The following is a 25,769-nucleotide window of genomic DNA, read 5'->3' on the forward strand; positions in this document are numbered from 1 at the left end:
ACAATATTTTTGAAATGACTAAGGAGGTTTTCAGATGGATAAAGTCCTTCCTGCTAAAAATTTGGTTGATCGCGGTACCGAATTAAATGGATTTTCTTTGCCTCGCTGGGAAGATCTTCCAGATTTTGAATTGTACATGGATCAAGTAGTCACTTTGGTCAATCGTTTTTTACAACCGATTTTGCCAGAAAAAAGTTTACTAACCGCGGCGATGGTCAATAATTATGTCAAACAAAAATTATTGCCACCACCACTTAAAAAAAAATATCGAAAAGAACATCTGGCTTATTTATTAGCCATCAGTGCTTTAAAACAAGTTTTGTCTTTGCCAGAGTTAAAAGAGGCGTTAACGTATCAAATTAGTTTCCAAGAGAAAACTGAGAGCTACGATGCATTTTGCGCCATGTTGGAACAAGCTTTACAAGAAGTCGCTCAACAAATGAAAGAACCTCAAGCAGCGCAACTGCCATTTGACGGCACCGTGCAACGGCGGATTTTTTTACGCAGCATCACCTTATCTTTAGCACTGAAATTATTCTCAGAAGGGGTTTTGGCCTTTCCTGAAACTAAAGGAGCAAGTAATGATGAATAAACAAAAAATAGCTTTACTCGTAGATTCAGGATGTGATTTGCCAGAAAAATTTGTTAAACGGGACGATGTTTTTGTCCTACCTTTAAAAATTAGTTTTCATGACGGCCATTTTCTAGATGGTGTGGATATTACCGGCGATGAGGTTTTAGCTCGCCTGTCACAAGAAGTGCCCAAGACCGCCTTACCTGATGGACAAATGATTTTCGATACGCTAGAAAAAATTTGTCAAAAAGGGTTTGAAAAAGTGATCGCCATTACAATTTCAGCTGGGCTTTCCGGAACAAATAACGCAGTTAGACTACAACTGGCGGAATTTCCTCAATTAGAAACTTTATTAGTAGATACAAAAAATATTGGGATTGGCGCCGGATTTTCTGCGATATTAGCCTGCGAACTGATCGATAAAGGGGCTAGTTTTGAAGAAATCTCGACTCAGATTAATAAAGCCGTGCCCAAGTCAAAAATATTTTTTAGCGTAGCCACTTTAGAATATTTGAAAAAAGGCGGGCGAATCGGCTTAGTTTCGGCGATTTTAGGCAATGCACTTTCCTTGAAACCAGTAATTTCTTGTAATGATGAAGGTGTTTATTATACAGTCACCAAAACACGTGGACTTAATAAAAGCCGCGAAAAATTGCGTCAACTTATTTTAGAACGTGTTCCGCAAAAAGGACAGTTTCGTTTTGCAGTAGCCATGGCGGGTGCTAAAGAAGAAGCCGCCGCCGCTTATGCTTGGTTAAAAGAAAAATTTCCCGAAACGGAAGTTATTTATGCCCCGATTTCGCCCGCTCTTTCGGTCCATACCGGTCCAGGACTTTTAGGCATTGGTATTCAAGAGTTTTAAATTTCTAATTAGGTAAAGACAGTTTGAAAATAAAAAAGTTCCAAGAAAAAATTTCGAGATAAAAGAGTTTCAGTGAGTGAAAGGAAGTTTAAGATGGCTGAAAAAAATGTTCAAGCACCCGTGTTTTCCAAAAAATATTTAATCGTCAATGAAGTGTTAAATTCAGTGACCCACGGCATCGGCGTTGGATTTAGTATTGTCGGATTAGTTTTGCTGTTGCTTAAAGGCGTTCAGCTACACTCAACTATTCACGTGGTCAGCTATGCAATTTACGGTGCCAGCTTAATTTTACTTTTTTTATCCTCGACACTATTTCACAGTTTAATTTTTACCCGCGCTAGAAAAGTTTTCCAAGTATTTGATCACTGTTCGATATTCGTCTTGATTGCCGGATCGTATACACCATTTTGCCTGCTGGCCTTACCAAAAAAAATCGGCTGGCCAATTTTAATTGGCATTTGGGCGCTAGCTATTGCCGGCATCGTTTATAAATCTTTGACTTTACACAAAAAAGAAACAGTTTCTAAAGTTTCGACGATTATTTATTTGATCATGGGGTGGGGCGTTGCTTTCACGATTCCTGCTTTGATTAAAAGCATCGGACTGCAAGGCGCACTGCTTTTATTGTCTGGCGGGGTGGCGTATAGCTTGGGCGCTTTTGTTTATAGCCTGAAAAATGTCCGCTTTATGCATGTCGTCTGGCACCTCTTCGTCCTCCTGGCTGCCGCCTTAATGTACGCCTCAGTTTATATGTATACTTAAGGTTGTCGCAGAGTCGTTAAGAGACGTAGAGAAATAGGAAAATTTTTCGAAAATCACGCTTTTAGATTTTTAAAAATTTTATCTTTTCTCCTAGTCTCTGACTCTAAGCCACCGTCAAATAAGGTTGTCTTTTAGCTGATTTGCGCTGTAGAAAATTAGGAAAATTGAACACGAATGGAACATTCGCTGGAAATTTTATCTATTTTCCTAAGTGCAAGCTAAAAGATACCGTCAAATAAGGTTGTCTTAGAGTCGCCAAAAGACGTAGAAAATTATAAAAAAGGTCGCTAGCTCATGACGAGTTAGCGACCTTTTATTTGACCTAAGAAGTAAAAATTTATTTTTCAGCCGTCAATTCAATCAAGTTGCCTTCAGGATCTTTGATGACTGCTTCGTAGTAGCCATCGCCAGTCACCCGAGGACCGTTTAGCAAATTATTTTCCTTTTTGAAAATTTCTGTCAGCTGATCGACCTCAGATTTAGAACCTACAGATAAAGCTAAATGGGCGTATCCAAAGCAATCGACGCCGTTGTTTTCTAATTCGGGTTTATTCATTAGTTCAATGCGAGCACCGGTATCAAAGGCTAGAAAATAAGAGCGAAAATTCGTTTTAGGATTATGATACAAGTCAGATGCGTTCGTGTGAAAATTGTCATGGTAAAATTTTTTCATTTTTTCCAGATCTTTGACCCAGATGGCGAGATGTTCGATTTTGATTTGTGACATTTGAAATCCTCCAATTTTACGTGATACTCAAGTTGTACCATACTTCGCAAATCTAATACAGTCCGAACTTCTAAAATAATTTAAAATCCTCTTCTGATTTAAACACGAACAATAAAAATGTTTCTCTAACTTTCACGCGATTATTTTTGATTAATTCTAAAGCACAACGTAAACTAAGAGTTGCTTTTAAAATATAGTTCGTTTTTTGAAAGGACGATCCAGATGAAAGTTTTTGATTACGAAGATGTGCAACTGATTCCTAATAAATGCATCGTCAATTCCCGCAGCGAGTGCGATACGCAAGTGAAACTGGGAAAATTCACCTTTAAATTACCAGTGGTGCCGGCGAATATGCAAACAATCATTGATGAAACAATTGCCGAAAATTTAGCCAAATCGGGCTACTTTTATATAATGCATCGCTTTGATGAAGATCGACGGGAAAATTTTATTAAACATATGCACGACCAAAATCTGATTGCTTCCATTTCTGTTGGCGTCAAACCGACTGAATATACTTTTGTTGAAGACTTAGCTGAAAAAAAATTAATTCCCGAGTTTGTGACGATTGATATTGCTCATGGTCATGCCAATTCTGTTATCGAGATGATTGGCCATTTGAAAAAAAATCTTCCGGATACTTTTGTCATTGCTGGTAACGTTGGGACGCCAGAAGCCGTGCGGGAACTAGAAAATGCTGGAGCGGATGCCACGAAAGTTGGGATTGGCCCAGGGAAAGTTTGTATTACTAAATTAAAAACTGGTTTTGGGACTGGCGGTTGGCAGTTGGCGGCCTTAAGATGGTGTGCTAAAGCGGCTCAAAAACCAATTATCGCAGATGGTGGTATCAGAACCCACGGCGATATTGCCAAATCCGTTCGTTTTGGCGCAACTATGGTGATGATTGGCTCACTTTTTGCCGGACATGAGGAATCTCCTGGCGAAACGAAAGTGGAAAATGGCGTGTTTTACAAAGAATATTTTGGCTCAGCTTCGGAATTTCAAAAAGGCGAGCATAAAAATGTCGAAGGGAAAAAAATCTGGGTGCCGTATAAAGGGAAATTGCAAGATACGTTAGACGAAATGCAACAAGATTTGCAGTCCAGCATTTCTTATGCCGGCGGTCGCGATTTGGCGGCCTTGCGCACGGTAGATTATGTGATTGTAAAAAATAGTATCTTTAATGGCGATCAATACTAAAAAAAATCAGCTAACTTTTTTAAGGTTAGCTGATTTTTATTTTTCTTAATTGATAACGAGCGAGCATTTTTTCTAATGGTAGAAATAAAATGGTTACTAAAACAATGGTGACCGCCACATTAATAAAAGTTGCCGGCAATCTGGTGGTCGCCGAGGTGAAAGCTACTGGAAAATCAGCGCCAGCAAATAAAAAGACGACAATGTTTTTTACTTGCGTCATAAAAATTTTAGCAAGACCAGTAAAAATAGCAGTGACGGTAATTTTCCACAAATCTTTAGTAGTGGTCACTTTTTCTTTAAAAATCCCGTGGAAAAAAATCCAAGCAACGCCGCCAACAATTAAACTTTCCAAAATAAAATAAGGAGCTTCAGTGGCGTATCCGTTCATCAAATCAAAAATCGCCAGACCCATTCCGCCAGCCAAAGCACCACCGGGATAGCCTAAAAGCAAGACAGATAATAAAACGAGAACATTTCCCGTGTGAACAAACGCATTGGGTAATGGGATGCGCAACGATTGGGTGGCGATGAAAGTAAGAGCTGTGAAAAGAGCTATCATGACTAGTTTCAACGTTTTTTTATTTTGCATTTTCACTATTCTCCATCCGATTTTGGGCCTGATTATAAGCACCATGCCAAACGTGACCGACGAAGCGATTGATTTTTTGTCCATCTAAAATTGCTGCTGCGACAAAATCTTTCGCTAAACTGGTTGCTTCAAGTGGGGTCTTTCCTTTAGCAACGCCGGCACAAATAGCTGCCGCCATTGTACAACCGGCGCCATGATTATATGACGTTGCGATTTTTTCTCCCGTGAGCACTACAAAATCAGTGCCATCATGAAAAAGATCAGTCGCTTCTGGCGTGTTTAAGCGATGGCCACCTTTAATCAACACATTTTTTGGTCCCAATAAATAAATTTTACGAGCAGCTTCTTTCATTTGTTCAAGAGTGGTAAGTTCGCCGAGTTCTGATAAAATACCAGCTTCTACTAAATTAGGAGTAGTAATTAGTGCTTGCGGCAATAATTTTTCAATCATAACTTGTGCGAGTTCCGGTTGCAATAATTCAGTGGGCCCTTTGCAAGCTAAAACTGGATCAATCACGACATTTTGTTGATTGAATTTTTTTAAATAAAAAGCCGCCACTTCAGCATTTTCCGTCGTTCCAAGCATGCCGGTTTTCGCTGCGGCAATTTCGTCAATGGCAAAAATTGTTGCTAATTGTTTTTCTAAAAGAAAGGAATCGGTTGGTGTAATTGTATGATTCCAAGTTTCTGGATCCATGGTGACAAAGCTAGTAATCGCTGCTAGGCCAAATGTTCCGTATTCTTGAAATGTTTTTAAATCCGCTTCTAAACCGGCGCCGCCTGAGACATCGGAGCCAGCAATGGTCAATGTTTTTTTAATCATCAAATCACCTCCACTTTATTATACAAGATAATCAGTTGACAAAAACAGCCAATTGGCTTATTTTTACCTCAGCCAATTTTTCAATTAAGTTATAAAGGAGAGCCCATGGTTAAGAAAATAGCGAAATATCAAGAAATTATGGAAGATATTTTACAACAAGCATTAACTGGCAAAATTTTGGTCGGCGATCGTCTGAGTTCCGAGCGAAAGTTAGCCCAACATTATCAGGTGAACCGTTCCACAATTACTCATGCCCTTGATGAATTAACCGCGCAAGGTTTTTTACTTAGAAAAATTGGCAGCGGGAGCTATTTAAATAAAATCCCCAGTTCAGCGCAACTGCCGGTCTGGCGCAATTTTCCCACCAATTCTTTCCATCAACTGCTGCCTAATTTAGTCAAAAAATTACCCGAAAATGCCATCGATGGCTACACCGGCGAATTGCCGCTAGATTTAATTCCTAGAATTCCTTTGCCAAAATTCAACTGGCAAGATTTTTTACAAGCCGAAGATCACCAAGCACGCGGTTATTTACCTTTAAGACAACTGCTGGCTGAAAATAATCAAACGAAAGCTGACGAAATTTTAATTACTTCAGGAGCGCAGCAAGGGATTTTTTTGATTTTGCAAGTTTTATTAAAACCTTTAGAAAAAGTCGCGGTCCTGGCTCCTTCATTTTTTTGGAACTTGCCGATTTTTACCGCCGCTCAAATTCAAAAAGTCGCCATTCCTTTTCATCAAGGAAAAATTGATTACGAAGTTTTTGCCGAAAAAATTCAACGTCACCATCTGAAAATGCTCTTTATTAATCCGACATTTCAAAATCCCACCGGCTACACGATGTCGGTTACAGCGCGCAGAGAATTAATTGCCTTTGCCAAAAAGCAACAACTATTAATAGTAGAAGACGATGCTTTTGCCAAACTTTATTTCCCTGAAACGCCAATGCTACCCACGCTACACGAGTTAGCACCAGAGTATGTTTTACATTTAGGATCACTTTCTAAAATTCTCGGTACGACCACTAAAATCGGCTGGCTACTAGGTCCTGAAAAAATTATCCAACAACTGAGTTTTGCCCGCCAACAGTTAGACTTTTCTTTAAGTATTTTCCCGCAAGTATTTGCCACAGTTGCTCTTAGTCATCTCGAATTTCCCCAACAGTTAAGACAACTCCAAGAAAAAATCCAGCAAAGAGGCCAAGCGTTATATCTAGCCCAACAAGAAAGTCGACTAGGACAAGCCCAAAAGCCCACTGGTGGTTTTTATTTATGGCTAACAGATTTGCCAGCTGAGATTAATGAGGAATTACTAGAAAAAATGCGTCAACAAGGGATTATGGCCGCCCCCGGTTTTTTATTTGCCGGACCTAATAATAGTTTGCGAATTAATTTCACTCGGATTCCTGCAAAACTTGCGCCAATCTTTTTCCAGAAACTGCAAGCTTGTTTTTGACAAACGTATTTTTAAACACTACACTAGTAATGCAAACAAAATTAAATAACCCCGTTAGGTGAGGCTCCTATACAGAAATAGGCTACTGCGCAGAAATGTCGAGAGACACCAATGTGTAAAACAGGTCGGATCGTCAAGGTCCAACATAAAGTAGCTGAACGCTTGTTCTAAGCTGTATAGTGCTAAAGCTCAACGGTGAAAGACTGTCATTTAACTTCCTTCACCGTTGAGGGAAGTTTTTTTGTCTTAAAAAATAAAAAAGAGGTGACCGCAATGGACGACCCGGAAACGACAAGTAGCTCAAATGCACATAGACCAATCAAAAATTGCGGAAGCTTTGCGGCTTTCGCCAAGGAGGCCCATTATGAAAAAAGTAACCAAAGATCAAGAATTACAAAAACTCGCCCAACTATCCAAACGCGAATTATATATGGAACTACGGACATCAAATAACGGTTTAACTAGTGAAGATGCCAAAAAACGGCTGGAAGAATTTGGCGAAAATAAAGTCCAAGCCCAAAAACCAACGCCAGCGATTCTTTTATTTTTATCTGGCTTTAAAGATCCGTTTGTTTTAGTTTTACTACTATTAATAGTCGTTTCCAGTTTAACTGGAGATTTTGAAGCGGCCACAGTTATGATTGTCATGGTATTTCTTTCCGTGGGCATTAGTTTTTGGCAAGCTTTCAAATCGCAAAAAGCGTCTTTAGCTTTAAAAGAATTAATCGAAAATACCGCCAGTGTCAAACGCGATAATAAAATTCAAGAAATTCCCATGGAGCAAATTGTTCCCGGAGACATTGTCCAATTATCCACTGGCGACTTAATTCCCGCCGATGCCATTTTAATTTCTACTAAAGATTTATTTGTTAATCAAAGCTCACTAACTGGCGAGTCGATGCCGGTGGAAAAATTTGTCGAAGCCAATGTCAGCCACGAAACGCCAGCCAATGCCCTTGATTATCAAGATTTAGTTTTTATGGGTTGCGATGTTTTATCCGGCATCGGCGAGGCAATTATTTTAAAAACCGGGCCTCGCACTTTCTTTGGCGATGTGGCCAAATCAGCGATGGAAAAACGTGGCAACACGAATTTTGATCGGGGACTCAATCAAGTTTCCAAACTGTTATTAAAAATGGTCGCCATTTTATTTCCAATTGTCTTTTTACTAAATGGCTTTACTAAAGGAGACTGGTCGCAAGCTTTCTTCTTTGCTATTGCCGTGGCGGTAGGTTTGACACCGGAAATGTTGCCGATGATTGTTACTAGTAACTTAGCTAAAGGATCGCAAACGATGGCTAAAGAAAAAGTCATTGTTAAAGAATTGGCCGCTATTCAAAATTTAGGCGCTATGGATGTTTTATGTACCGACAAAACCGGGACCATCACGGAAGATCGCGTAGTTTTAGTAGAACACGTGGACCCGTTAGGTAAGACAGATTTAACTGTTGCCGATTATGCCTATTTAAATTCGCATTTTCAAACTGGTTGGAAAAATTTAATGGATAAAGCGGTCCTTAATTATTTTGACGAAAAAAAACGGACCCCTGCTGAAGAAAATTTTAAAAAAATCGACGAAATTCCTTTTGATTTTTCCCGCCGCCGGCTCACCGTGGTGATTGAAAATGAACAACATCAGTTAATGATTACTAAAGGCGCCGTGGAAGAAATGCTGGAAGTCACTGGGTTTGCCAAAGTCAATGGGGAAATTCAACCAATCACCCCAGAACTTTTAACTCAAATGACCAACGTCAATCAACAAATGAACGAAAAAGGGATGCGGGTTATTGCCGTGGCCATTAAAGAAAATGTCCACACCAATCCAACTTATTCCGCAAGTGACGAGTCGGCGATGATTTTAGTAGGCTTTGTGGGCTTTTTGGATCCCGCTAAGAAAAGCGCAAAGTCGGCCATAAGTGATTTGCAACGCCATGGAGTAACTGTCAAAGTTTTAACAGGCGACAATCCTATCGTGGCTAAAAAAGTTTGTCTTGATGTGGGCATTCCAGTGGATCGCGCCTTGACGGGTGCAGATATCGATCAAATGACCGCTGAAGAATTAAGTCAGGCCGTCAAAGATTATCATCTGTTTGCCAAATTAAATCCTATGCAAAAATCCCAACTGATTGAAGTCTTGCAAAAAAATGGTTCGACTGTGGGTTACATGGGCGATGGAATTAATGATGCGCCGGCTTTGCGGAAAGCGGATGTAGGTATTTCTGTTGATACGGCCGCCGATATTACAAAAGAAGCTAGTAATATTATTTTGCTAGAAAAAAGTTTGGACGTCTTAGAGGCTGGAGTGCTAGAAGGTCGAAAAGTTTTTTCTAATATGATGAAATATATTAAAATTACCATTAGTTCTAATTTCGGGAATGTTTTTTCAATTTTAGTAGCGGCCATTTTCCTACCATTTTTACCAATGCTTTCTATTCAACTCCTCGTCCAAAATTTAATTTACGATTTGTCACAACTTTTGATTCCTTTTGATCATGTAGACAAAGAAGAACTAGCAAAACCTGTCAAATGGGAACTCACCGGCTTAGTGAAATTTACTTTAACGATTGGACCAGTGTCATCGATTTTTGATTTGCTGACTTTTGCCGTCATGTGGTTTGTTTTTTCAGCCAATACAGTTGGAGAGCAGGCACTTTTTCAAACAGGTTGGTTTATGATTGGTATCACCACCCAAACTTTAGTCTTTCATATTGTCCGAACAAAAAAATTACCATTTTTAAAATCAATTGCTTCTTTACCCGTTTTATTAGGATCAGTCGGCGCAATTGGCTTAGCCTTTATACTTGTTTTAACACCGCTAGGGACATTTATTGACTTTACCTCGCTACCAACAAATTATTGGCCATGGTATTTTCTAATTGTTTTAAGTTATTTAGTCGTTACCGAATTGGCCAAACGACTTTATATCAAAATGGAGGGCGGATGGCTATAAGCCGACAAGGCACACGACCTTCGACTTTGCTCATAGCTACACGTAATTGCCTGATTTTAAAAATTGCCACACCAAATTTTTCTGTCGCACTATAAATTATACAAAAATTATATAAAACCTAGAGCTAGAAAGAGTCGCGGTCCTTTTTAAAAATAAGGACAGCGACTTTTCTGTATTAACATACCAACTGTTCTATTTTGATTTTCCTCGGACTGTATTATAAAATTATCGACTAGCAACTGAAAAGGTTTCATTGTTCAGTTAATCATTTCACAAACCTTTATTTGACAAGTCTTCGCCGATTACAAAAAAGATTTAAAAAAGTGAGCTTTTTTGCTTGCCTGTTCTAAAGAAAGATGATACTTTTAAGAAGTAGTGTTTAAATAGTAATACAGTTTTTGCATCTGTTTAAACAAAAATTATTTCTGAGAGGAATGTGTCGAAATGGCAAACAAGAAAAAACAGGCCTTAGATTTTGCTAAAATTCTTGAAACAATCAACGCAGACTTTCCGCTTTATCAAGCAATCGACAAAGACGGAAAAGTAGTGAACGAAGCTCTAATCCCTGATTTAAGTGATGAAGAATTAGTAGAATTAATGAGTCAAATGGTTTGGTCACGTATTTTAGACCAACGATCAACGGCTTTAAACCGTCAAGGACGCTTAGGATTTTATGCGCCAACTGCCGGACAAGAAGCAAGTCAATTAGGAAGTCATTTTGCTTTAGAAAAAGAAGATTATGTTTTACCAGGTTATCGTGATGTGCCTCAATTAGTACAACACGGTCTTCCATTGAGTCAAGCATTCTTATGGTCTCGCGGTCACGTTGCCGGGAACCATTACCCAACAGATTTAAAAGCAATGCCACCACAAATTATTATTGGTGCGCAATATGTTCAAGCTGCTGGAGTTGCTTTAGGACTTAAAAAACACAATAAGAAAAATGTAGTAGTTACTTATACTGGTGATGGCGGTACTTCCCAAGGGGACTTCTATGAAGCTTTGAACTTTACAGGGGCTTATAAAGGAAATGGTGTTTTCATCGTCCAAAATAACGGATTTGCTATTTCTACACCTCGTGATAAACAAACAGCTGCTGTTACATTGGCTCAAAAAGCTGTTGCTGCTGGAATTCCTGGTATTCAAGTTGACGGGATGGACGCTTTAGCTGTTTACACTGTAACGAAAGCTGCACGTGAATGGGCAATTGCTGGTAATGGTCCTGTTTTAATTGAAACAATTACTTTCCGTTATGGTCCTCATACTTTATCAGGTGATGATCCAACCCGTTACCGGACAAAAGATTTAGAAGATGAATGGAAACAAAAAGATCCATTGATTCGGATGCGTAATTATTTGACTGAAAAAGGTCTTTGGTCAGAAGCTAAAGAAGAAGAAGTCATTGAAGCAACGAAAGAAGAAATCAAAAAAGCAATTACCGAAGCTGATACAGTTGGCAAACAAAAAGTATCTGACTTCTTGAAAAATATGTTTGAAGTACAACCACAAAACATTAAAGAACAAATTGCCTACTACGAAGCGAAGGAGTCGAAATAATCATGGCACAAAAAACAATGATTCAGGCGATCACAGACGCCTTAGCGCTTGAAATTCAAAATGATGAAAATGTTTTGGTTTTCGGAGAAGACGTTGGTAAAAACGGCGGTGTTTTCCGGGCAACAGAAGGATTACAAGCAAAATTCGGTGAAGACCGGGTTTTTGATACACCATTAGCTGAATCAGGTATTGGTGGATTAGCATTTGGTTTAGCTCTTGAAGGATTCCGTCCTGTTCCAGAAATCCAATTTTTCGGCTTCGTTTTTGAAGTAATGGATGAAATTGTAGGACAAATGGCGCGGACACGTTACCGGATGGGTGGCACTCGTAATTTACCAATTACCGTGCGGGCTCCATTTGGTGGTGGTGTGCATACACCAGAACTACACTCAGATAACTTGGAAGGTTTAATTGCCCAATCTCCTGGTATCAGAGTCGTGATTCCTTCAAATCCATATGATGCTAAAGGTTTATTAATTGCTTCTATTCGCTCAAATGATCCAGTTGTTTTCTTGGAACATATGAAATTGTATCGTTCTTTCCGCGAGGAAGTGCCGGATGAAGCTTATGAAGTGCCTCTAGATAAAGCAGCTGTTACTAAAGAAGGTAAAGATATTTCAATTATTACTTATGGCGCTATGGTGCGGGAAGCTAAAAAAGCTGTCGACAACTTGGCAAAAGAAGGTATTGATGCAGAAATCATCGACCTTAGAACAGTAGCTCCTTTAGATATTGAAACAATTATTGCTTCTGTTGAAAAAACAGGCCGCGTTGTTGTCGTGCAAGAAGCACAAAAACAAGCTGGCGTGGGTGCTCAAGTGGTTTCTGAAATTTCAGAACGGTCTGTCTTATCCTTACAAGCTCCAATTGGTCGGGTAAGTGCACCTGATACAGTTTTCCCATTTGGTCAAGCCGAAAATATCTGGTTACCAAATGCAGCTGATATCGAAGAAAAAGTAAAAGAAATCATGAGTTTTTAAGGGGTAACCCAAGAAAGGAAGGATATTGAATGGCTTTTCAATTTAAAATGCCAGACATCGGCGAAGGAATTGCTGAAGGCGAAATCGTTAAATGGTTCGTTAAAGTAGGCGACACTATCAAAGAAGATGACAGTTTATTAGAAGTACAAAATGATAAATCCGTTGAAGAAATTCCGTCCCCAGTTACTGGGACGATTAAAAATATTTTAGTTCCAGAAGGCACCGTTGCAAATGTAGGGGATGTCCTGATTGAAATCGACGCTCCTGGATTTGAAGGCAACGATGCACCTGCCGCTGCTGCTCCAGTTCAAGAAGCACCAAGTGAAGTTGCGGCCCCTGCACAAGCAGCTGCTGCTGCACCTCAAGTATCTGGTGGTTTTTATCAATTTAAATTACCAGATATTGGTGAAGGAATTGCTGAAGGCGAAATCGTTAAATGGTTCGTTAAAGCAGGCGACACAATCAAAGAAGACGACAGTTTATTAGAAGTCCAAAATGATAAATCCGTTGAAGAAATTCCATCCCCTGTTACTGGGACAATTAAAAAAATCGTCGTTGAAGAAGGTACAGTCGCTAATGTTGGTGACGTATTAGTCGAAATCGACGCACCAGGACACAATACAAGTGCTGCCGCTCCTGTTCAAGTAGAAGCTCAAACAAGCCAAGCTGCTGGTCAAAACGTAGCTGCAACTGCTGCTGCGGCTCCTGTTGTCGAAGCAAAAGCTGGTTTAGATGAACCTAATAAACGCGTTTTAGCAATGCCTTCAGTTCGTCAATTTGCCCGGGAAAAAGGCGTTGACATCACTTTAGTTGCTCCAAGTGGTAAATCCGGTCGGACAACTAAAGAAGATATCGAAAGCTTCTTAGCTGGTGGTTCAAAAGCTACAACGACAAGTGCTGCTCCAGTTCAAGCTGCAAGCGCACCTGCAACAGCTTCTGCACAAGCTACAGCTCCTGCAGAAAAACCAAAAGCCTTTAAATCTAATTTATCTGATCAAGAAACACGCGAACCATTAACACCAACGCGTAAAGCTATTGCCAAAGCGATGGTGACTTCAAAACATACTGCACCACACGTTACATTATTTGATGAAGTAGAAGTAACTAAATTATGGGATCACCGCAAGAAATTCAAACAATTAGCAGCTGATAATGGCACGAAATTAACTTTCTTGCCTTACGTTGTTAAAGCTTTGACTTTAACTGCCAAAAAATTCCCAGTTTTAAATGCTTCAATTGATGATTCAACAAATGAAATCGTCTATAAACATTACTTTAATATCGGCATTGCTACTGATACAGATCATGGTTTGTATGTTCCTAACGTTAAAGATGCTGAAACAAAAGGTTTGTTTGCTATCGCCGATGAAATTAATACAAAAGCCGCTGCTGCTCATGATGGAAAATTAGCTGCTGACGATATGCGTAATGGTACCATTACTATTTCTAATATCGGATCAGTTGGTGGTGGATTCTTTACACCGGTAATTAACTATCCAGAAGTTGCCATCTTAGGTGTTGGAACAATTGCTCAACAACCTATTGTCAATAGCGAAGGCGAATTAGCTGTCGGTCGGGTCTTGAAACTTTCTCTAAGTTTTGACCATCGAATCGTTGACGGCGCTACTGCCCAAAAAGCAATGAACAATGTAAAACGTTTGTTAGCTGACCCTGAATTATTAATGATGGAAGGATGATAAAAAAATGGTTGTAGGAGATTTTGCCATTGAATTAGATACAGTTGTAGTTGGTGCCGGACCTGGTGGCTATGTAGCCGCCATCCGCGCTGCTGAAATGGGTCAAAAAGTTGCCATTATTGAACGGGAATTTATTGGTGGTGTTTGTTTAAACATCGGCTGTATTCCTTCTAAAGCTTTGATTTCTGCTGGACATCGTTATCAAGAAGCTTTAGATTCTAAAATCTTTGGTGTTTCAACGAAAGATGTAACTTTAGACTTCAAACAAACTCAAGACTGGAAAGAAAATAAAGTTGTTCATAAATTGACTTCTGGTGTTGAAATGCTTTTGAAAAAACACAAGGTTGAAATTTTACGTGGAGAAGCATTTTTCGTCGATGATCATAATTTGCGCGTGATGCATCCAGAATCTGCTCAAACATATTCCTTTAATAATGCGATCGTGGCTACTGGTTCTCGTCCAATCGAAATCAAAGGATTTCCATTTGGTCCCCGGGTTCTAGATTCCACTGGTGGTTTAGGATTACCAGAAGTTCCTAAGAAATTCGTTATTATCGGTGGCGGTGTTATCGGTACTGAACTTGGTGGCGCATATGCTAACCTTGGTTCAGAAGTAACAATTTTGGAAGGTTCACCACAAATCTTACCAACTTATGAAAAAGATATGGTGAAAGTTGTTGAAGATAGCTTCAAGAAAAAAGGCATGACGATTGTTACAAAAGCCATGGCTAAAGAAGCAATTGACAATGGCGATTCCGTAACTGTGAAATACGAAGTCGAAGGTAAAATGCAAGAAATTACTGCCGATTACGTTATGGTAACAGTTGGTCGTCGTCCTAACACTAATGATTTAGGTCTTGAACAAGCTGGTGTTACTGTTGGCGAACGTGGCTTAATTCCTGTGGACAAACAAGGTCGGACCAATGTGAAAAATATTTTCGCAATTGGCGATATTGTTCCTGGAGCTGCATTAGCTCACAAAGCTTCTTACGAAGGTAAAATTGCCGCTGAAGCTATTTCTGGCAAAGCTGCCGAAGTAGATTACAAAGCAATGCCTGCTGTAGCCTTTACTGATCCAGAATTGGCTTCTGTTGGGATGACTATTGCTGATGCAAAAGCTGCTGGTATCGATGCTAAACAATCGAAATTCCCATTTGCCGGTAACGGTCGGGCATTATCATTGAACGCAACAGAAGGTTTCTTCCGTTTGGTAACAACTAAAGATGACAATGTCGTTATCGGTTGCCAAATCGCCGGCGTCGGCGCTTCAGATATTGTGTCAGAATTATCTCTAGCTATTGAATCTGGCATGAACGCTGAAGACATCGCGTTAACTATTCACCCACATCCATCTCTAGGTGAAATCGTCATGGATACCGCTGAATTAGCACTAGGATTACCAATCCATATTTAAGAAAAAGGTTGTGAAAATAGCGGTATGTGACGTAGAGAATTAGGAAAATTTTTTGAAAATCTCGATTTTGGATTTTTAAAAATTTTATCTATTCTCCTAGTCACAGCAATTTTCACACCGCTAAAAAAAGGTTGTGTTTTGAACGGTTAATGGCGTAGAAAATTAGGGTAATGGTGTATGACTGCAAAGCAGGCAGAAGGCATTACGTCTATTTTCCTAGCCATTGTTCAAAACACACCGTCCATTAAGGTTGTCGAAGGCACGGTTAGGGACGTAGAAAAATAGGAATTCTAAGAGCGAATGGTACATTCGCCGAAAGAATTATCTTTTTTCCTAGACCCTCTGCCAGAGACACCGTCCATTAAGGTTGTCGAAAAGCCGGTTTGCGCTTTAGAAATTTAGAAAAATGGAGCAAGTCAGCTTGCTGACTGAAGGCATTTTATCTAATTTCCTAAGTGCAGGTTTTAAGACACCGTCCATCACAAACCCAACACCCGTCGATTCCAAATCGACGGGTGTTTTTTTATTTGAATTTGTTCGATTTTTAACAAGATATTTGTTAGAATAAAAGAAGTTTGAGGATATAGGGGGAAAAGAGATTGAAAAAATTTGGAATGGTTACATTAATTAGCATGAGCTTCGTGTTATTGGGCGCTTGTGGAACGGGAAATAGTGCTGATGAAGATACTTCGGCTAGTTCAACTGCGAACACAACCCAAACAAGTGAGGCAGAGGTGGTTTATTTGTCACTGGGAATGATGCCAGCGACTAATAATATTCCATTTATTGTGGCCCATCAACAAGGATTTGATGTGGAAAATGGTGTTAGTATCGATTTGGAAAATTTTAAGGCAGCTAAAGATCGGGATGCAGCCTTTCAAGCAGGCCAAGTGGATGGCGTGTCGACAGATTTAGTAGCTGTGGCGATGTACCAAGAGGCTGGTTTTGATGTGAAAGTCACTGGCGCCACTTGGGGTCAATTTGACTTAGTAGCAGCCAAAGATGTCACCGAAGTTGCTCAGTTGAAAGGGCAAAAAGTAATTTATGCGCGGAATACCGGAACAGAATTTGCAGTGGAACAAATTTTAGAGACAGCTGATTTAACGGAAGATGATATTGAAATTACCGAAGTGGCGCAAGTGCCAACTCGCTTAGAATTATTGCAAAATGATCAAGCAGCAGCGGCTATTTTGCCAGAACCATTTGTTACTATGGGGAGAATGGCCGACTTAAATGTGTTGTCTTCCACGTTAGATATTGGGCGCAATCCATTTGTGCTAGGATTCAGTGCGGAAACGATTGAAAAAAAATCTGACGCAATTATTGGTATGTATAAAGCATATGACCAAGCGATTGAATATATTCAAAGCCACGATAAAAAAGATTTTATTCAATTATTTATTGACGAAGTAGGATTTCCTGATAATATAGCGGATGAAATTGTTGTTCCTGATTATCCAAAAGCTGTGCAAACAACTGAAGAAGATTTCAATATTACATTTGCTTGGGCCAAAGAAAAAGGATTAATTACAAAAGATTTGACGAGTAAAGATGTGTTAAGCGATGTCTACTTCAAATAATCTCGTTCTTTCAGATCTTAATGTAGCCATTGGCGGCCATGATTTAATTGCTCAAATTAATTTAACTTTGAAAAAAAATAAAATTTACACAGTGATTGGACCATCGGGGACTGGAAAATCTACCTTGTTGCGAGTGTTAGCTGGTTTACAGAAAAAAACGAGTGGTACCATGACTATTAATGATCAAGCATTCGTGCCTAAAGACAAAATGATTGCGCTAGTGCCACAAAATTATGGTTTATTGCCTTGGGAAACCGCTTGGCAAACAGTTGAAAATAGTATTTTAATTGCCCAGAAAAAACGTCATTTAACTAAGGCAGAAAAAATGACAATTGAATTAATTTTTACTAGTATGCAGCTTACTGGATTGGAAAATGCTTATCCAAAACAATTATCTGGCGGTCAACAACAACGGGTGTCTTTAGCTCGTGCATTTGCTTTGTCGGCGGACTTATTGTTATTGGATGAACCATTTTCAGCCTTAGATGCATCTACTCGTGAGTCGATTCAGCAAGTTTTTTATGAAAATTGGCAAAAAAATCCCACTACGACGATTTTTGTGACTCACGATATTGAAGAAGCTTTGCTGTTGGGACATAAGATGGTGATTATGCACGATTTTCCAGGGACCGTCAAAAAAGTGATCGACAATCCTTTTGCAAATTTAAAATTAGACCAGCGCAAAGCAAGCCCCGATTTTTTCTCCACGGCGCAACGTTTGAAAAAGGAGATTGCCCCTGATGAAAATGAATAAACCAACCCAAAAAGTTGTCGGCTTAATTTTGGCTCTGTTAGCTTTACATTTTTTCTGGCAGCTGGCGGCCATCTTATTAAAAAATCCTATGTTACCAACGCCGCTTACTGTTTATCAAAATTTTCCTAAATTAGGAACTCGAGAAATTAACGTGCATCTGCTAACTAGTCTGCGCCGCGTTTTGTGGGGGATGGGCATTGGTGTGGCGGTTGGATTTATTTTAGGAATTTTAATGGGTCGGGTCGTTGTCTTAAATAAATTATTAGATCCATTGCTCTATCTGACCTATCCCATTCCCAAAATGGCTCTTTTACCGATTATTATGCTCTTGTTTGGCTTAGGTGATGCCTCAAAAATAACTTTAATTGTTTTAATTGTTATGCCGCAAGTGGTTTTAGCCGTGCGGGATGCTGTGCGCAATATTCCGGAGCACTATTATGATATTTACCGCTGTTTAAAGGCTAGTCGTTGGCAAAAATTTCGCCATATTACGTTGCCGGCTTCAGCGTTTGCTTTATTTAGTACGAGTCGGATTTCACTAGGAACGGCGATTTCGGTTTTATTTTTCACGGAAAATTACGGAACGAATTATGGGATGGGTTATTTTATTATGGACGCTTGGATGCGGCTTGATTATCCGTCCATGTACGGCGCCATCTTATTGTTAAGTTATCTCGGACTAACGTTATTTTTATTATTGGATTTTGCTAGCTGGTTCTTTTTGAAATGGGAACGAGCAGCTGACTAAGGAGGTTACGAATGAAAATGTTTGCTAAAGCATTGGCGCTGTCACTAATTTATGGCGCTATTGTGATTTTTATTTTGCGATCGGGTTTGTTTCAGACGGAAAATCTCCCAAAATTATTTGTTGGGTGGGCTGGCGTTATTTTTGTTATGGGACTTTCTACGTGGCAAAATCTTCGGCGTTTTAAATGGGAGGAAATTTTTTCTGCTTATGTAAATAAATTTAACCTAACGCCAGATGTATTGGCGCGACTCACCAATCGCAGCCTTTATGATTTTGTGACGACTAAAGATGGAACGGTGAAAATTTTTGCCAAAAGTCAAAAAGAGCGCACAGAAATCTTACGACAATTGGAAAAACAATTTGGTCCGCTAAAATAAATAAAACAAAAAAAGTTGCCGACTTGGCAACTTTTTTTATACGGCTTGAAAATTTTCGCTAAAACCAATTTCTAAACCTAAATATTCAGTTAAGTAGTCGGCTAAGCCATCTTCATCGTTAGTAAAACGAGTCGCATCATTGGCGGCACTTAGCGCTTCTTTAGTACCATTTTTCATAGCTACGCCCCAACCAGCCCAAGCGAGCATTTCCACATCATTATGTTCATCGCCAAAAGCTATGACATCGCTTTGCTTAAAGCCTAATGATTTGGCCAAATAAGCAAGACCGCTAGCTTTTTGGACACCTTTTTGTGTCATTTCCAAAATCGCATTAGGACCACCCCAGGTGCGGACGTCAACAAAATTTCCGTAGCGTTCTTGTAAAGAAGTTGCCAATTGGACGGCGTTATCCATCGTTGTTCCCAACATAATGGACGCTGGATCAGTAGTTAAATTTTTCGGCGTCAATAAATTTTCGACTGTCGCTGGACCGGCAAAGAAAGCTTCATCAAAATGATCTAAAGCATCGATGAAATAAGTTTCTTTATTTTCAGCAGCCACAAAGTTAATTCCTAAATTTTGCCGTTGTTCAATTAAATCAAAAACCAAATCACGAGCGACAAGCGATTGTTTTTCTAATTGCCAGCGTTGTTCAGGGATATGGATGATGGCGCCATTTAAATTCACCATCGGATTATTTAATTGTAATTGTTGATAAAATTGATGACTCATACGATAAGGGCGTCCGGTAGCGATAATTACTTCGTGTCCTGCTTTTTTGGCAGCAAGTAAAGTCAGTTGAGTTTTAGGACTGATAAGTGAGCGGGCATTTAAAGTAGTGCCATCAAGATCAATCGCGATAATTTTTTTCATTAAAGTAGGACTCCTTCCAAAGTTCAGCCGATTTTTAAGCGGTCGTTCGCCATTATTTTCGGCTTTGGTTTCGTTGTTTCATGATAGTGTAACAGATTTTCATAAAGATTTCCAATCATTTTTCTCATTTGTTTCTGAAAATGACAGGAAACTCTTGACGTCAAGGCCGATTTTTGATAAGATATTACTGTTGTATGTGTGTGCTAATGCCCATCTGCAACCGCTCGAAGACAGTATTAAGTCCAATTGGCGCTGTGTGAGGCGAGTCTAAGTCTAATAAAAGGAGGTGCGTTATGTACGCAATTATCAAAACAGGTGGAAAACAATTAAAAGTTGAAGCTGGTCAAGCAATTTACATTGAAAAATTAAATGTTGAAGCAGGATCTCAAGTGACTTTTGATGAAGTTATTTTAGTTGGTGGCGAATCAACTACAGTTGGAACTCCATTGGTTAAAGGAGCAACAGTTGTCGGAACCGTTGAAAAACATGGTAAAGAGAAAAAAGTTGTTACTTTCCAATACAAACCAAAAAAACATTCCCATCGTAAACAAGGCCATCGTCAACCTTATACAAAAGTTGTCATTGATGCCATTAATGCTTAATTTTTTCAGAAAGTAGGGCAAGAGATGATTAAAGGAAACTTTAAACGCGACGCTGATGGTCACTTGGTTCAATTTACGTTGACCGGTCACGCCGATTCTGGTCCTTACGGGAGCGATCTTGTGTGTGCCGCAGTATCTGCTTTAGCGATTTCGACGGTTAATGGCCTCGAAGCTTTGGCTGGATTTACACCAGAAGTGATTAGTGATAATCAAAACGGTGGATATCTTTCCATGTCGTTAATTTCAGGAATGTCCGGTGAGCAAGTGAATATCTCGCAAATTTTACTGGAAAATCTTTTATTAGGGCTACAAAGTGTAGCTGCTGAAAATCAAAAATATTTAACAGTACAGACGATTAACGAGTGAGGAGGTCAAATCAATGTTATTACAAATGAATTTACAATTTTTCGCCCATAAAAAAGGGGGCGGTTCGACTACTAACGGTCGTGACTCCCAATCAAAACGTTTAGGTGCTAAACGTGCTGATGGCCAAGTTGTTTCCGGTGGTTCGATTTTATATCGTCAACGGGGCACAAAAATTTATCCAGGTGTGAACGTGGGTAAAGGTGGCGACGATACTTTGTTTGCTAAAGTTGACGGTGTTGTTCGTTTCGAACGTTTAGGCCGCGACAAAAAACAAGTTTCTGTCTACCCAGTAGCTCAAGAAGCTTAATTTTAAAAAATGAAAACCGTGGAGCTGATGCTTCGCGGTTTTTTTTAATCAAAAAAGCGACGTCTGAAAAAAATTCAGACGCCGCTCTTTTTTATTTTTTTTCGTAAAGATGTTCTTGTTGATGGGAAAATGGTAACTGTGTTCCTTTAACAAACAGGCTCACTTGATGCATTCCCCGCGTAATCATCGTGTATAAAATTAAGCGATCGGCAGGATTGGCGAAGTTTTCTTCGTTAATGCCATAACAAATCACCGCGTCAAATTCTAATCCCTTGGCTAGAAATGCCGGCATAATGACGAGATTTTTTTTGAAGAAGTCGTCTTCTTGCGTGATTAACTGCAATTGCTCGATTTCAGGCGCTAAATCAGCATAGAGAGCTTCAGCTTCTTCAGTGGTTTTCGTTAAAATCGCCCGGCGTTTAATTTGCGGGGAGTAGGGCTCGTTTATAAAGGCGAGTAATTTTTCGTTTAAATCACTCGTGGACTCACCTAGATAGACGGCCGGTTTTTCCCCATGACGAGGGGCGTTAGTATTTTTTGTTTCCAATAAAAAGCTTTCAGCAAAAGCAGTAATTTCAGCAGTGGAACGATAGCTAGTGGTGAGTTGGTAATGTTGCAAAAACTTGCTAGGGAAAATATCTTCAATGCTGTTGACCAAAGTGGGATTGCCAAAAATTTGTTGATTTAAATCGCCACAGAAAGTAAAGTTTCCATTTTCGTGGAGTTCTTTTAAAACTTCGGCTTCTAAAGGCGTCACATCTTGCATTTCATCAATAAATAAGAAGCGGGCTTGTTGGCCGGCGAAAAATGGTGCCAGACGACGACGCAATAAAATAAATAACGGCGCGTCCGCTAAAAGCAGTTGATGATTTCTAAAATTATCTTTAACGGCTTGATGTTCAGCGGTCCATTGATCACGCGTTAAATTGTATCGTTGTAAAAATTCAGCTGGCAAATCTGATAAAAAATGCAAATATTGGCGGTTAAAAGCAATAAAAGAAAATTCATCAATTTGACGTTTGGTTTTTTTGAAATATTTCTTGACAATTTTTTGGGCGGTTTGTTTTTGTAATTTATTTAAAGTAGCAGGATCGTCGTCTAAAGAAAGGTCTTTAGAAAAAAGTTCGTTTAATTCATGCTCCACCAATTCTTTGACCCAAGTTTTTTTCTGAGCGTCTTTCATTAAACCGCCGAGTTTTTTTTGCAATTTCGTTTGCAATAAAGAAATACGTTGGTATAAAGGAAGTAACGGATTAGTTTCTTGATAATAGCCGCGAATTTTTTCTTTAGCTAAGACTACTTCACCTTTGATTTTCAAATCAATAAAGAGCGGACCTACCGGCGTAATTTTAGCGATATAATCATTTAAAATGTCCACCAAATCAAGACTTGCTTTTAATTGGGTGACGGCTGATTTTTGTCCGGAAAGGAAAGTTTGTTCAGCAGCAGATTCTTTTGTAATGGAAAACTGGGGAATCAACCGTTGAAAATAAGAAATAAATGTTTCAGTGGGAATTTCACTTTCTCCTAGTGATGGCAGGACGTCAGCGATATACTCACTAAACAGATGGTTAGGTGAAAACAGCAAAACTTGATCAGTTTTCAGCCATTTCCGATGAGTATAAAGAAGGTAAGCCACCCGTTGCAAAAGGGCGGAGGTTTTTCCGCTACCGGCGATTCCTTCAATCATCATCACTTGGCTAGCCGTGTTTCGGATAATCGCGTTTTGGGCTTTTTGAATGGTAGCGACGATATTTTTCATATGGTTATTGGAATTTTCGTCAAGAATTTCCAGCAAAAAGTCATCATTAATAGCTTCAGTCGTGTCCACCATGGAAACTATTTTACCTGCGACAATTTTAAATTGCCGTTTTAACAAAAGGTCGACAAAAATTTTGCCATCGACAGCTTCGTAATAAGTTTTCCCTGGTTCTGATTCATAATAAAGATTGGCAATCGGCGACCGCCAGTCCACCACTAAAGCTTGGTCAGCGGCATCTCTTAATGAGGCGATGCCGATATATAATTTAGTTAATTCGTCGTCTTCGGAAAAATCAATCCGGGCAAAATAAGGATTTTTTTCCATTAAAGCCAATGTTTTTTGACGGCGAGCTTGTTCTTCTACGGTGTGATAGCGAACCAACAGTTCATTTTCATGTTGACGTCTAGCAAAATAAGATTCCCATAAGGATTCTTGGGAAAAGGCGTTGACTTTATGTTCGCTATCGCCATTTTCTAAACTAGCTTGGCGAAATAAATTCTGCTCTTCTTCCTTCAACTTTTGCAATAAAACTTCCTCGCGGGTAATGAGCGCTAAAGTTTGTTCCAACTGTTGTTCTTCTAATTGACGCTGTTTCAAATAGCCATCCCCTTTTCTCAAACTACGAGGTAAAATTATAGCACATAAAAGGGTGATTGTGGGAAATATTTGTTTGGGGATATTTTTTAGCCTTAATTTTTTGATAACAAAGAAAAATTGCTGGGCAAAAAAATAGCGAAAGTATGTTCCCTATGCTATACTATTTAAGGAATTTTCTCATTTATTTAATGAAGGAAAGAGGTTTTTAGATGATTACCAGAGAAGAAAATAATACGTTTCATGTGGTTTCGAAATACCAACCGGCCGGGGACCAAATCACGGCGATTGCGCAATTAACCCAAGGAATTGAAAACCACGAAAAAGCACAAATTTTACTTGGCGCCACCGGAACAGGAAAAACTTTTACCGTTTCGGAACTAATCGCCGAAGTCAACAAACCAACTTTAGTAATTGCCCATAATAAAACATTAGCCGGCCAACTGTACGGCGAATTTAAAGAATTTTTCCCCAATAATGCGGTGGAATATTTTGTTTCTTACTATGATTATTATCAACCAGAAGCCTATGTGCCAAGCTCGGATACTTTTATTGAAAAAGATGCCAGCATCAATGAGGAAATTGATAAATTACGGCATTCCGCCACCAGTTCTTTACTGGAGCGCAACGATGTGATTGTGGTGGCTTCGGTGTCTTGTATTTTTGGTTTAGGGAATCCGCAAGAATATCAAGATCAAGTGATGTCTTTAAGAGTCGGTATGGAAATGGAACGCAATCAGTTATTAACGCAACTCGTTGAAATTCAATTTGATCGCAACGATATTGATTTTCAACGGGGGCGTTTTCGGGTGCGGGGCGATGTGGTGGAAATTTTCCCCGCTTCTAGAGACGATCGCGCCTTAAGAGTTGAATTTTTTGGCGATGAAATAGAAAAAATTCGCGAAGTCGATGCTTTAACTGGAGAAATTTTAGCTGATGTTGAGCATGTTTCAATTTTCCCAGCGACCCACTTTGTAACCAACGAGGAACAAATGGAGGAAGCGATTGTCCGGATTCAAAAGGAATTGGAAGGTCGGCTAGTTGTTCTCCGGGCTGAAAATAAATTAATTGAAGCCCAACGTTTAGAACAACGGACCAACTATGATATTGAAATGATGCGAGAGATGGGCTATACTTCGGGGATTGAAAATTATTCTCGCCAACTTGAAGGGCGGGCACAAGGCGTGCCACCTTATACGTTACTAGACTTTTTCCCGAAAGATTTCTTGCTAATTATTGATGAATCACATGCTACGATGCCACAAATTCGCGGCATGTATAATGGCGACCGAGCCCGCAAACAAATGTTAGTCGATTACGGCTTTCGTTTGCCATCTGCCCTGGACAACCGGCCTCTGCGCTTAGAAGAATTTGAAGAACATGTCAATGAAATTGTCTACGTTTCAGCCACACCAGGTCCTTATGAATATGAACAGACAGATAAAGTAGTGGAACAAATTATTCGCCCAACTGGACTGCTAGATCCAATCGTTGAAGTGCGGCCAATTATGGGGCAAATTGATGATCTCGTTGGGGAAATTAATGACCGCGCTGAAAAAAATGAGCGGGTTTTTGTCACGACCTTAACTAAAAAAATGTCGGAAGACTTGACGGATTATTTTAAAGAAATGGGCATTAAAGTCAAATATCTCCATTCAGATATTAAAACATTAGAGCGGACGGAAATTATTCGTGATTTGCGTCGGGGTGAATTTGACGTCTTAGTCGGAATTAATTTACTTAGAGAAGGAATCGATGTGCCGGAAGTTTCTTTAGTGGCGATTTTGGATGCCGATAAAGAAGGATTTTTGAGGAGTGAACGTTCACTCGTGCAAACGATTGGCCGAGCTGCTAGAAATGCCAACGGGAAAGTTATTTTATATGCCGATCGCGTGACAGATTCCATGGAAAGAGCCATGAGTGAAACGTCTCGGCGCCGGGCCACCCAAGAAGCGTATAATAAAGAACACGGCATCACGCCGCAAACGATTATTAAAGAAATTCGCGATTCCATATCCTTCACTAAAGAAGTGACCGGGACAACCGGGAGCGAAGTGCCACCGTTGAAAGATTTGTCGAAAGAACAACGCAAAGCACTAGTGAAAAAATTAGAAGAAGAGATGAAAGCTGCGGCTAAGGCCCTTGATTTTGAAACGGCTGCCACTTTGCGGGATTCGATTTTAGAAATCCGCGCTTTATAATATCGAAGAAAAATG

At 39.6% G+C, this 25,769-nt stretch carries 23 protein-coding genes, 1 riboswitch and 1 other annotated feature; of the genes, 18 read left to right on the top strand and 5 right to left on the bottom strand.

The annotated features are described in order from the left end of the window. Nucleotides 1-34 precede the first annotated feature (34 nt). From BQ5341_RS04865 to trhA, 3 genes are all read left to right on the top strand, one after another. Nucleotides 35-592, top strand: a complete 558-nt coding sequence (locus tag BQ5341_RS04865; protein ID WP_071130922.1) for a DUF1836 domain-containing protein — start codon at nucleotides 35-37, stop codon at nucleotides 590-592. Continuing rightward, entirely contained in the window at nucleotides 585-1,436 is an 852-nt protein-coding gene (locus BQ5341_RS04870) for a DegV family protein (protein ID WP_071130923.1), read from the top strand. The genes BQ5341_RS04865 and BQ5341_RS04870 overlap by 8 nt, the downstream gene beginning before the upstream one ends. Nucleotides 1,437-1,529: 93 nt before the next feature. After that, on the top strand, nucleotides 1,530-2,198 hold the full coding sequence (trhA, locus tag BQ5341_RS04875; RefSeq protein ID WP_071130924.1) for a PAQR family membrane homeostasis protein TrhA: 669 nt from the start codon (nucleotides 1,530-1,532) through the stop codon (nucleotides 2,196-2,198). A gap of 337 nt (nucleotides 2,199-2,535) precedes the next feature. Here trhA and BQ5341_RS04880 read toward each other — a convergent pair whose 3' ends face one another. Then, nucleotides 2,536-2,916 carry a VOC family protein gene (locus BQ5341_RS04880; RefSeq protein WP_071131874.1) on the bottom strand — a complete coding sequence of 127 codons (381 nt, stop codon included), beginning with the start codon at nucleotides 2,914-2,916 and terminating at the stop codon, nucleotides 2,536-2,538. 231 nt (nucleotides 2,917-3,147) lie between these two features. Here BQ5341_RS04880 and guaC point away from each other — a divergent pair, with 231 nt between their 5' ends. Next, the gene (gene guaC, locus BQ5341_RS04885) at nucleotides 3,148-4,125 is read left to right on the top strand and encodes a GMP reductase (RefSeq protein ID WP_071130925.1); all 978 of its coding nucleotides are present in this window, start codon (nucleotides 3,148-3,150) and stop codon (nucleotides 4,123-4,125) included. A gap of 25 nt (nucleotides 4,126-4,150) precedes the next feature. Here guaC and BQ5341_RS04890 read toward each other — a convergent pair whose 3' ends face one another. Beyond that, entirely contained in the window at nucleotides 4,151-4,714 is a 564-nt protein-coding gene (locus BQ5341_RS04890; RefSeq protein WP_071130926.1) for an ECF transporter S component, read from the bottom strand. Beyond that, entirely contained in the window at nucleotides 4,704-5,537 is an 834-nt protein-coding gene (gene thiD / locus BQ5341_RS04895; RefSeq protein WP_071130927.1) for a bifunctional hydroxymethylpyrimidine kinase/phosphomethylpyrimidine kinase, read from the bottom strand. The genes BQ5341_RS04890 and thiD overlap by 11 nt, the downstream gene beginning before the upstream one ends. A 105-nt stretch (nucleotides 5,538-5,642) precedes the next feature. On the opposite strand from thiD, the gene BQ5341_RS04900 reads away from it, so the two are divergent. The 10 genes from BQ5341_RS04900 (at nucleotide 5,643) to BQ5341_RS04945 (ending at nucleotide 19,049) form a co-directional block, all read left to right on the top strand. Continuing rightward, nucleotides 5,643-6,992 (top strand): aminotransferase-like domain-containing protein, encoded by a 1,350-nt coding sequence (locus tag BQ5341_RS04900; protein ID WP_083378611.1) that lies wholly within the window; start codon nucleotides 5,643-5,645, stop codon nucleotides 6,990-6,992. Between the two features lie 43 nt (nucleotides 6,993-7,035). Further along, nucleotides 7,036-7,196, top strand: a riboswitch (M-box (ykoK) riboswitch). Nucleotides 7,197-7,356: 160 nt separating this feature from the next. Further along, nucleotides 7,357-9,942 (top strand): magnesium-translocating P-type ATPase, encoded by a 2,586-nt coding sequence (mgtA, locus tag BQ5341_RS04905; protein ID WP_106396176.1) that lies wholly within the window; start codon nucleotides 7,357-7,359, stop codon nucleotides 9,940-9,942. Nucleotides 9,943-10,386: 444 nt separating this feature from the next. Next, nucleotides 10,387-11,499 (top strand): pyruvate dehydrogenase (acetyl-transferring) E1 component subunit alpha, encoded by a 1,113-nt coding sequence (gene pdhA / locus BQ5341_RS04910; RefSeq protein ID WP_071130929.1) that lies wholly within the window; start codon nucleotides 10,387-10,389, stop codon nucleotides 11,497-11,499. A gap of 2 nt (nucleotides 11,500-11,501) precedes the next feature. Then, complete coding sequence (locus BQ5341_RS04915; RefSeq protein WP_071130930.1) at nucleotides 11,502-12,479, top strand: alpha-ketoacid dehydrogenase subunit beta; 978 nt, start codon at nucleotides 11,502-11,504, stop codon at nucleotides 12,477-12,479. Nucleotides 12,480-12,508: 29 nt separating this feature from the next. Next, nucleotides 12,509-14,176 carry a dihydrolipoyllysine-residue acetyltransferase gene (locus BQ5341_RS10770; protein WP_071130931.1) on the top strand — a complete coding sequence of 556 codons (1,668 nt, stop codon included), beginning with the start codon at nucleotides 12,509-12,511 and terminating at the stop codon, nucleotides 14,174-14,176. A gap of 7 nt (nucleotides 14,177-14,183) precedes the next feature. Next, a complete protein-coding gene (gene lpdA / locus BQ5341_RS04925) occupies nucleotides 14,184-15,590 on the top strand; it encodes a dihydrolipoyl dehydrogenase (protein ID WP_071130932.1) in 1,407 nt (468 codons plus the stop codon). A 599-nt stretch (nucleotides 15,591-16,189) separates the two neighbouring features. After that, nucleotides 16,190-17,170, top strand: coding sequence for an ABC transporter substrate-binding protein (locus tag BQ5341_RS04930; protein ID WP_071130933.1), 981 nt, complete (start codon nucleotides 16,190-16,192; stop codon nucleotides 17,168-17,170). Continuing rightward, nucleotides 17,154-17,924: an ABC transporter ATP-binding protein gene (locus BQ5341_RS04935; protein ID WP_071130934.1), complete on the top strand. Its 771-nt coding sequence runs from the start codon at nucleotides 17,154-17,156 to the stop codon at nucleotides 17,922-17,924. Before BQ5341_RS04930 ends, BQ5341_RS04935 begins: the two co-directional genes overlap by 17 nt. Further along, nucleotides 17,911-18,672 carry an ABC transporter permease gene (locus BQ5341_RS04940; RefSeq protein ID WP_205408739.1) on the top strand — a complete coding sequence of 254 codons (762 nt, stop codon included), beginning with the start codon at nucleotides 17,911-17,913 and terminating at the stop codon, nucleotides 18,670-18,672. The genes BQ5341_RS04935 and BQ5341_RS04940 overlap by 14 nt, the downstream gene beginning before the upstream one ends. 11 nt (nucleotides 18,673-18,683) lie before the next feature. Further along, nucleotides 18,684-19,049, top strand: a complete 366-nt coding sequence (locus BQ5341_RS04945) for a hypothetical protein (RefSeq protein WP_071130935.1) — start codon at nucleotides 18,684-18,686, stop codon at nucleotides 19,047-19,049. 36 nt (nucleotides 19,050-19,085) lie between these two features. Here BQ5341_RS04945 and BQ5341_RS04950 read toward each other — a convergent pair whose 3' ends face one another. Next, nucleotides 19,086-19,922 (bottom strand): Cof-type HAD-IIB family hydrolase, encoded by an 837-nt coding sequence (locus tag BQ5341_RS04950; RefSeq protein WP_071130936.1) that lies wholly within the window; start codon nucleotides 19,920-19,922, stop codon nucleotides 19,086-19,088. Between the two features lie 208 nt (nucleotides 19,923-20,130). After that, nucleotides 20,131-20,201, top strand: a sequence feature (ribosomal protein L21 leader region). Nucleotides 20,202-20,215: 14 nt separating this feature from the next. On the opposite strand from BQ5341_RS04950, the gene rplU reads away from it, so the two are divergent. Genes rplU through rpmA form a run of 3 tightly spaced genes read left to right on the top strand, consistent with a single transcriptional unit; the run spans nucleotide 20,216 to nucleotide 21,197 of the window. Continuing rightward, the gene (rplU, locus tag BQ5341_RS04955; protein ID WP_071130937.1) at nucleotides 20,216-20,524 is read left to right on the top strand and encodes a 50S ribosomal protein L21; all 309 of its coding nucleotides are present in this window, start codon (nucleotides 20,216-20,218) and stop codon (nucleotides 20,522-20,524) included. Between the two features lie 24 nt (nucleotides 20,525-20,548). Next, entirely contained in the window at nucleotides 20,549-20,890 is a 342-nt protein-coding gene (locus BQ5341_RS04960) for a ribosomal-processing cysteine protease Prp (RefSeq protein ID WP_071130938.1), read from the top strand. A gap of 13 nt (nucleotides 20,891-20,903) precedes the next feature. Further along, nucleotides 20,904-21,197 (top strand): 50S ribosomal protein L27, encoded by a 294-nt coding sequence (gene rpmA / locus BQ5341_RS04965; RefSeq protein WP_071130939.1) that lies wholly within the window; start codon nucleotides 20,904-20,906, stop codon nucleotides 21,195-21,197. 91 nt (nucleotides 21,198-21,288) lie between these two features. On the opposite strand, the gene helD is transcribed toward rpmA, so the two are convergent. Next, nucleotides 21,289-23,556, bottom strand: a complete 2,268-nt coding sequence (gene helD, locus BQ5341_RS04970) for an RNA polymerase recycling motor HelD (RefSeq protein ID WP_071130940.1) — start codon at nucleotides 23,554-23,556, stop codon at nucleotides 21,289-21,291. Nucleotides 23,557-23,765: 209 nt separating this feature from the next. Between helD and uvrB the strand changes: the two genes are divergently transcribed. Next, on the top strand, nucleotides 23,766-25,754 hold the full coding sequence (gene uvrB, locus BQ5341_RS04975) for an excinuclease ABC subunit UvrB (RefSeq protein WP_071130941.1): 1,989 nt from the start codon (nucleotides 23,766-23,768) through the stop codon (nucleotides 25,752-25,754). The last annotated feature ends 15 nt before the right edge of the window (nucleotides 25,755-25,769 follow it).

Source organism: Enterococcus timonensis (genome assembly GCF_900104595.1).
In the GTDB taxonomy this organism is placed as follows: Bacteria; Bacillota; Bacilli; order Lactobacillales; family Enterococcaceae; genus Enterococcus_J; species Enterococcus_J timonensis.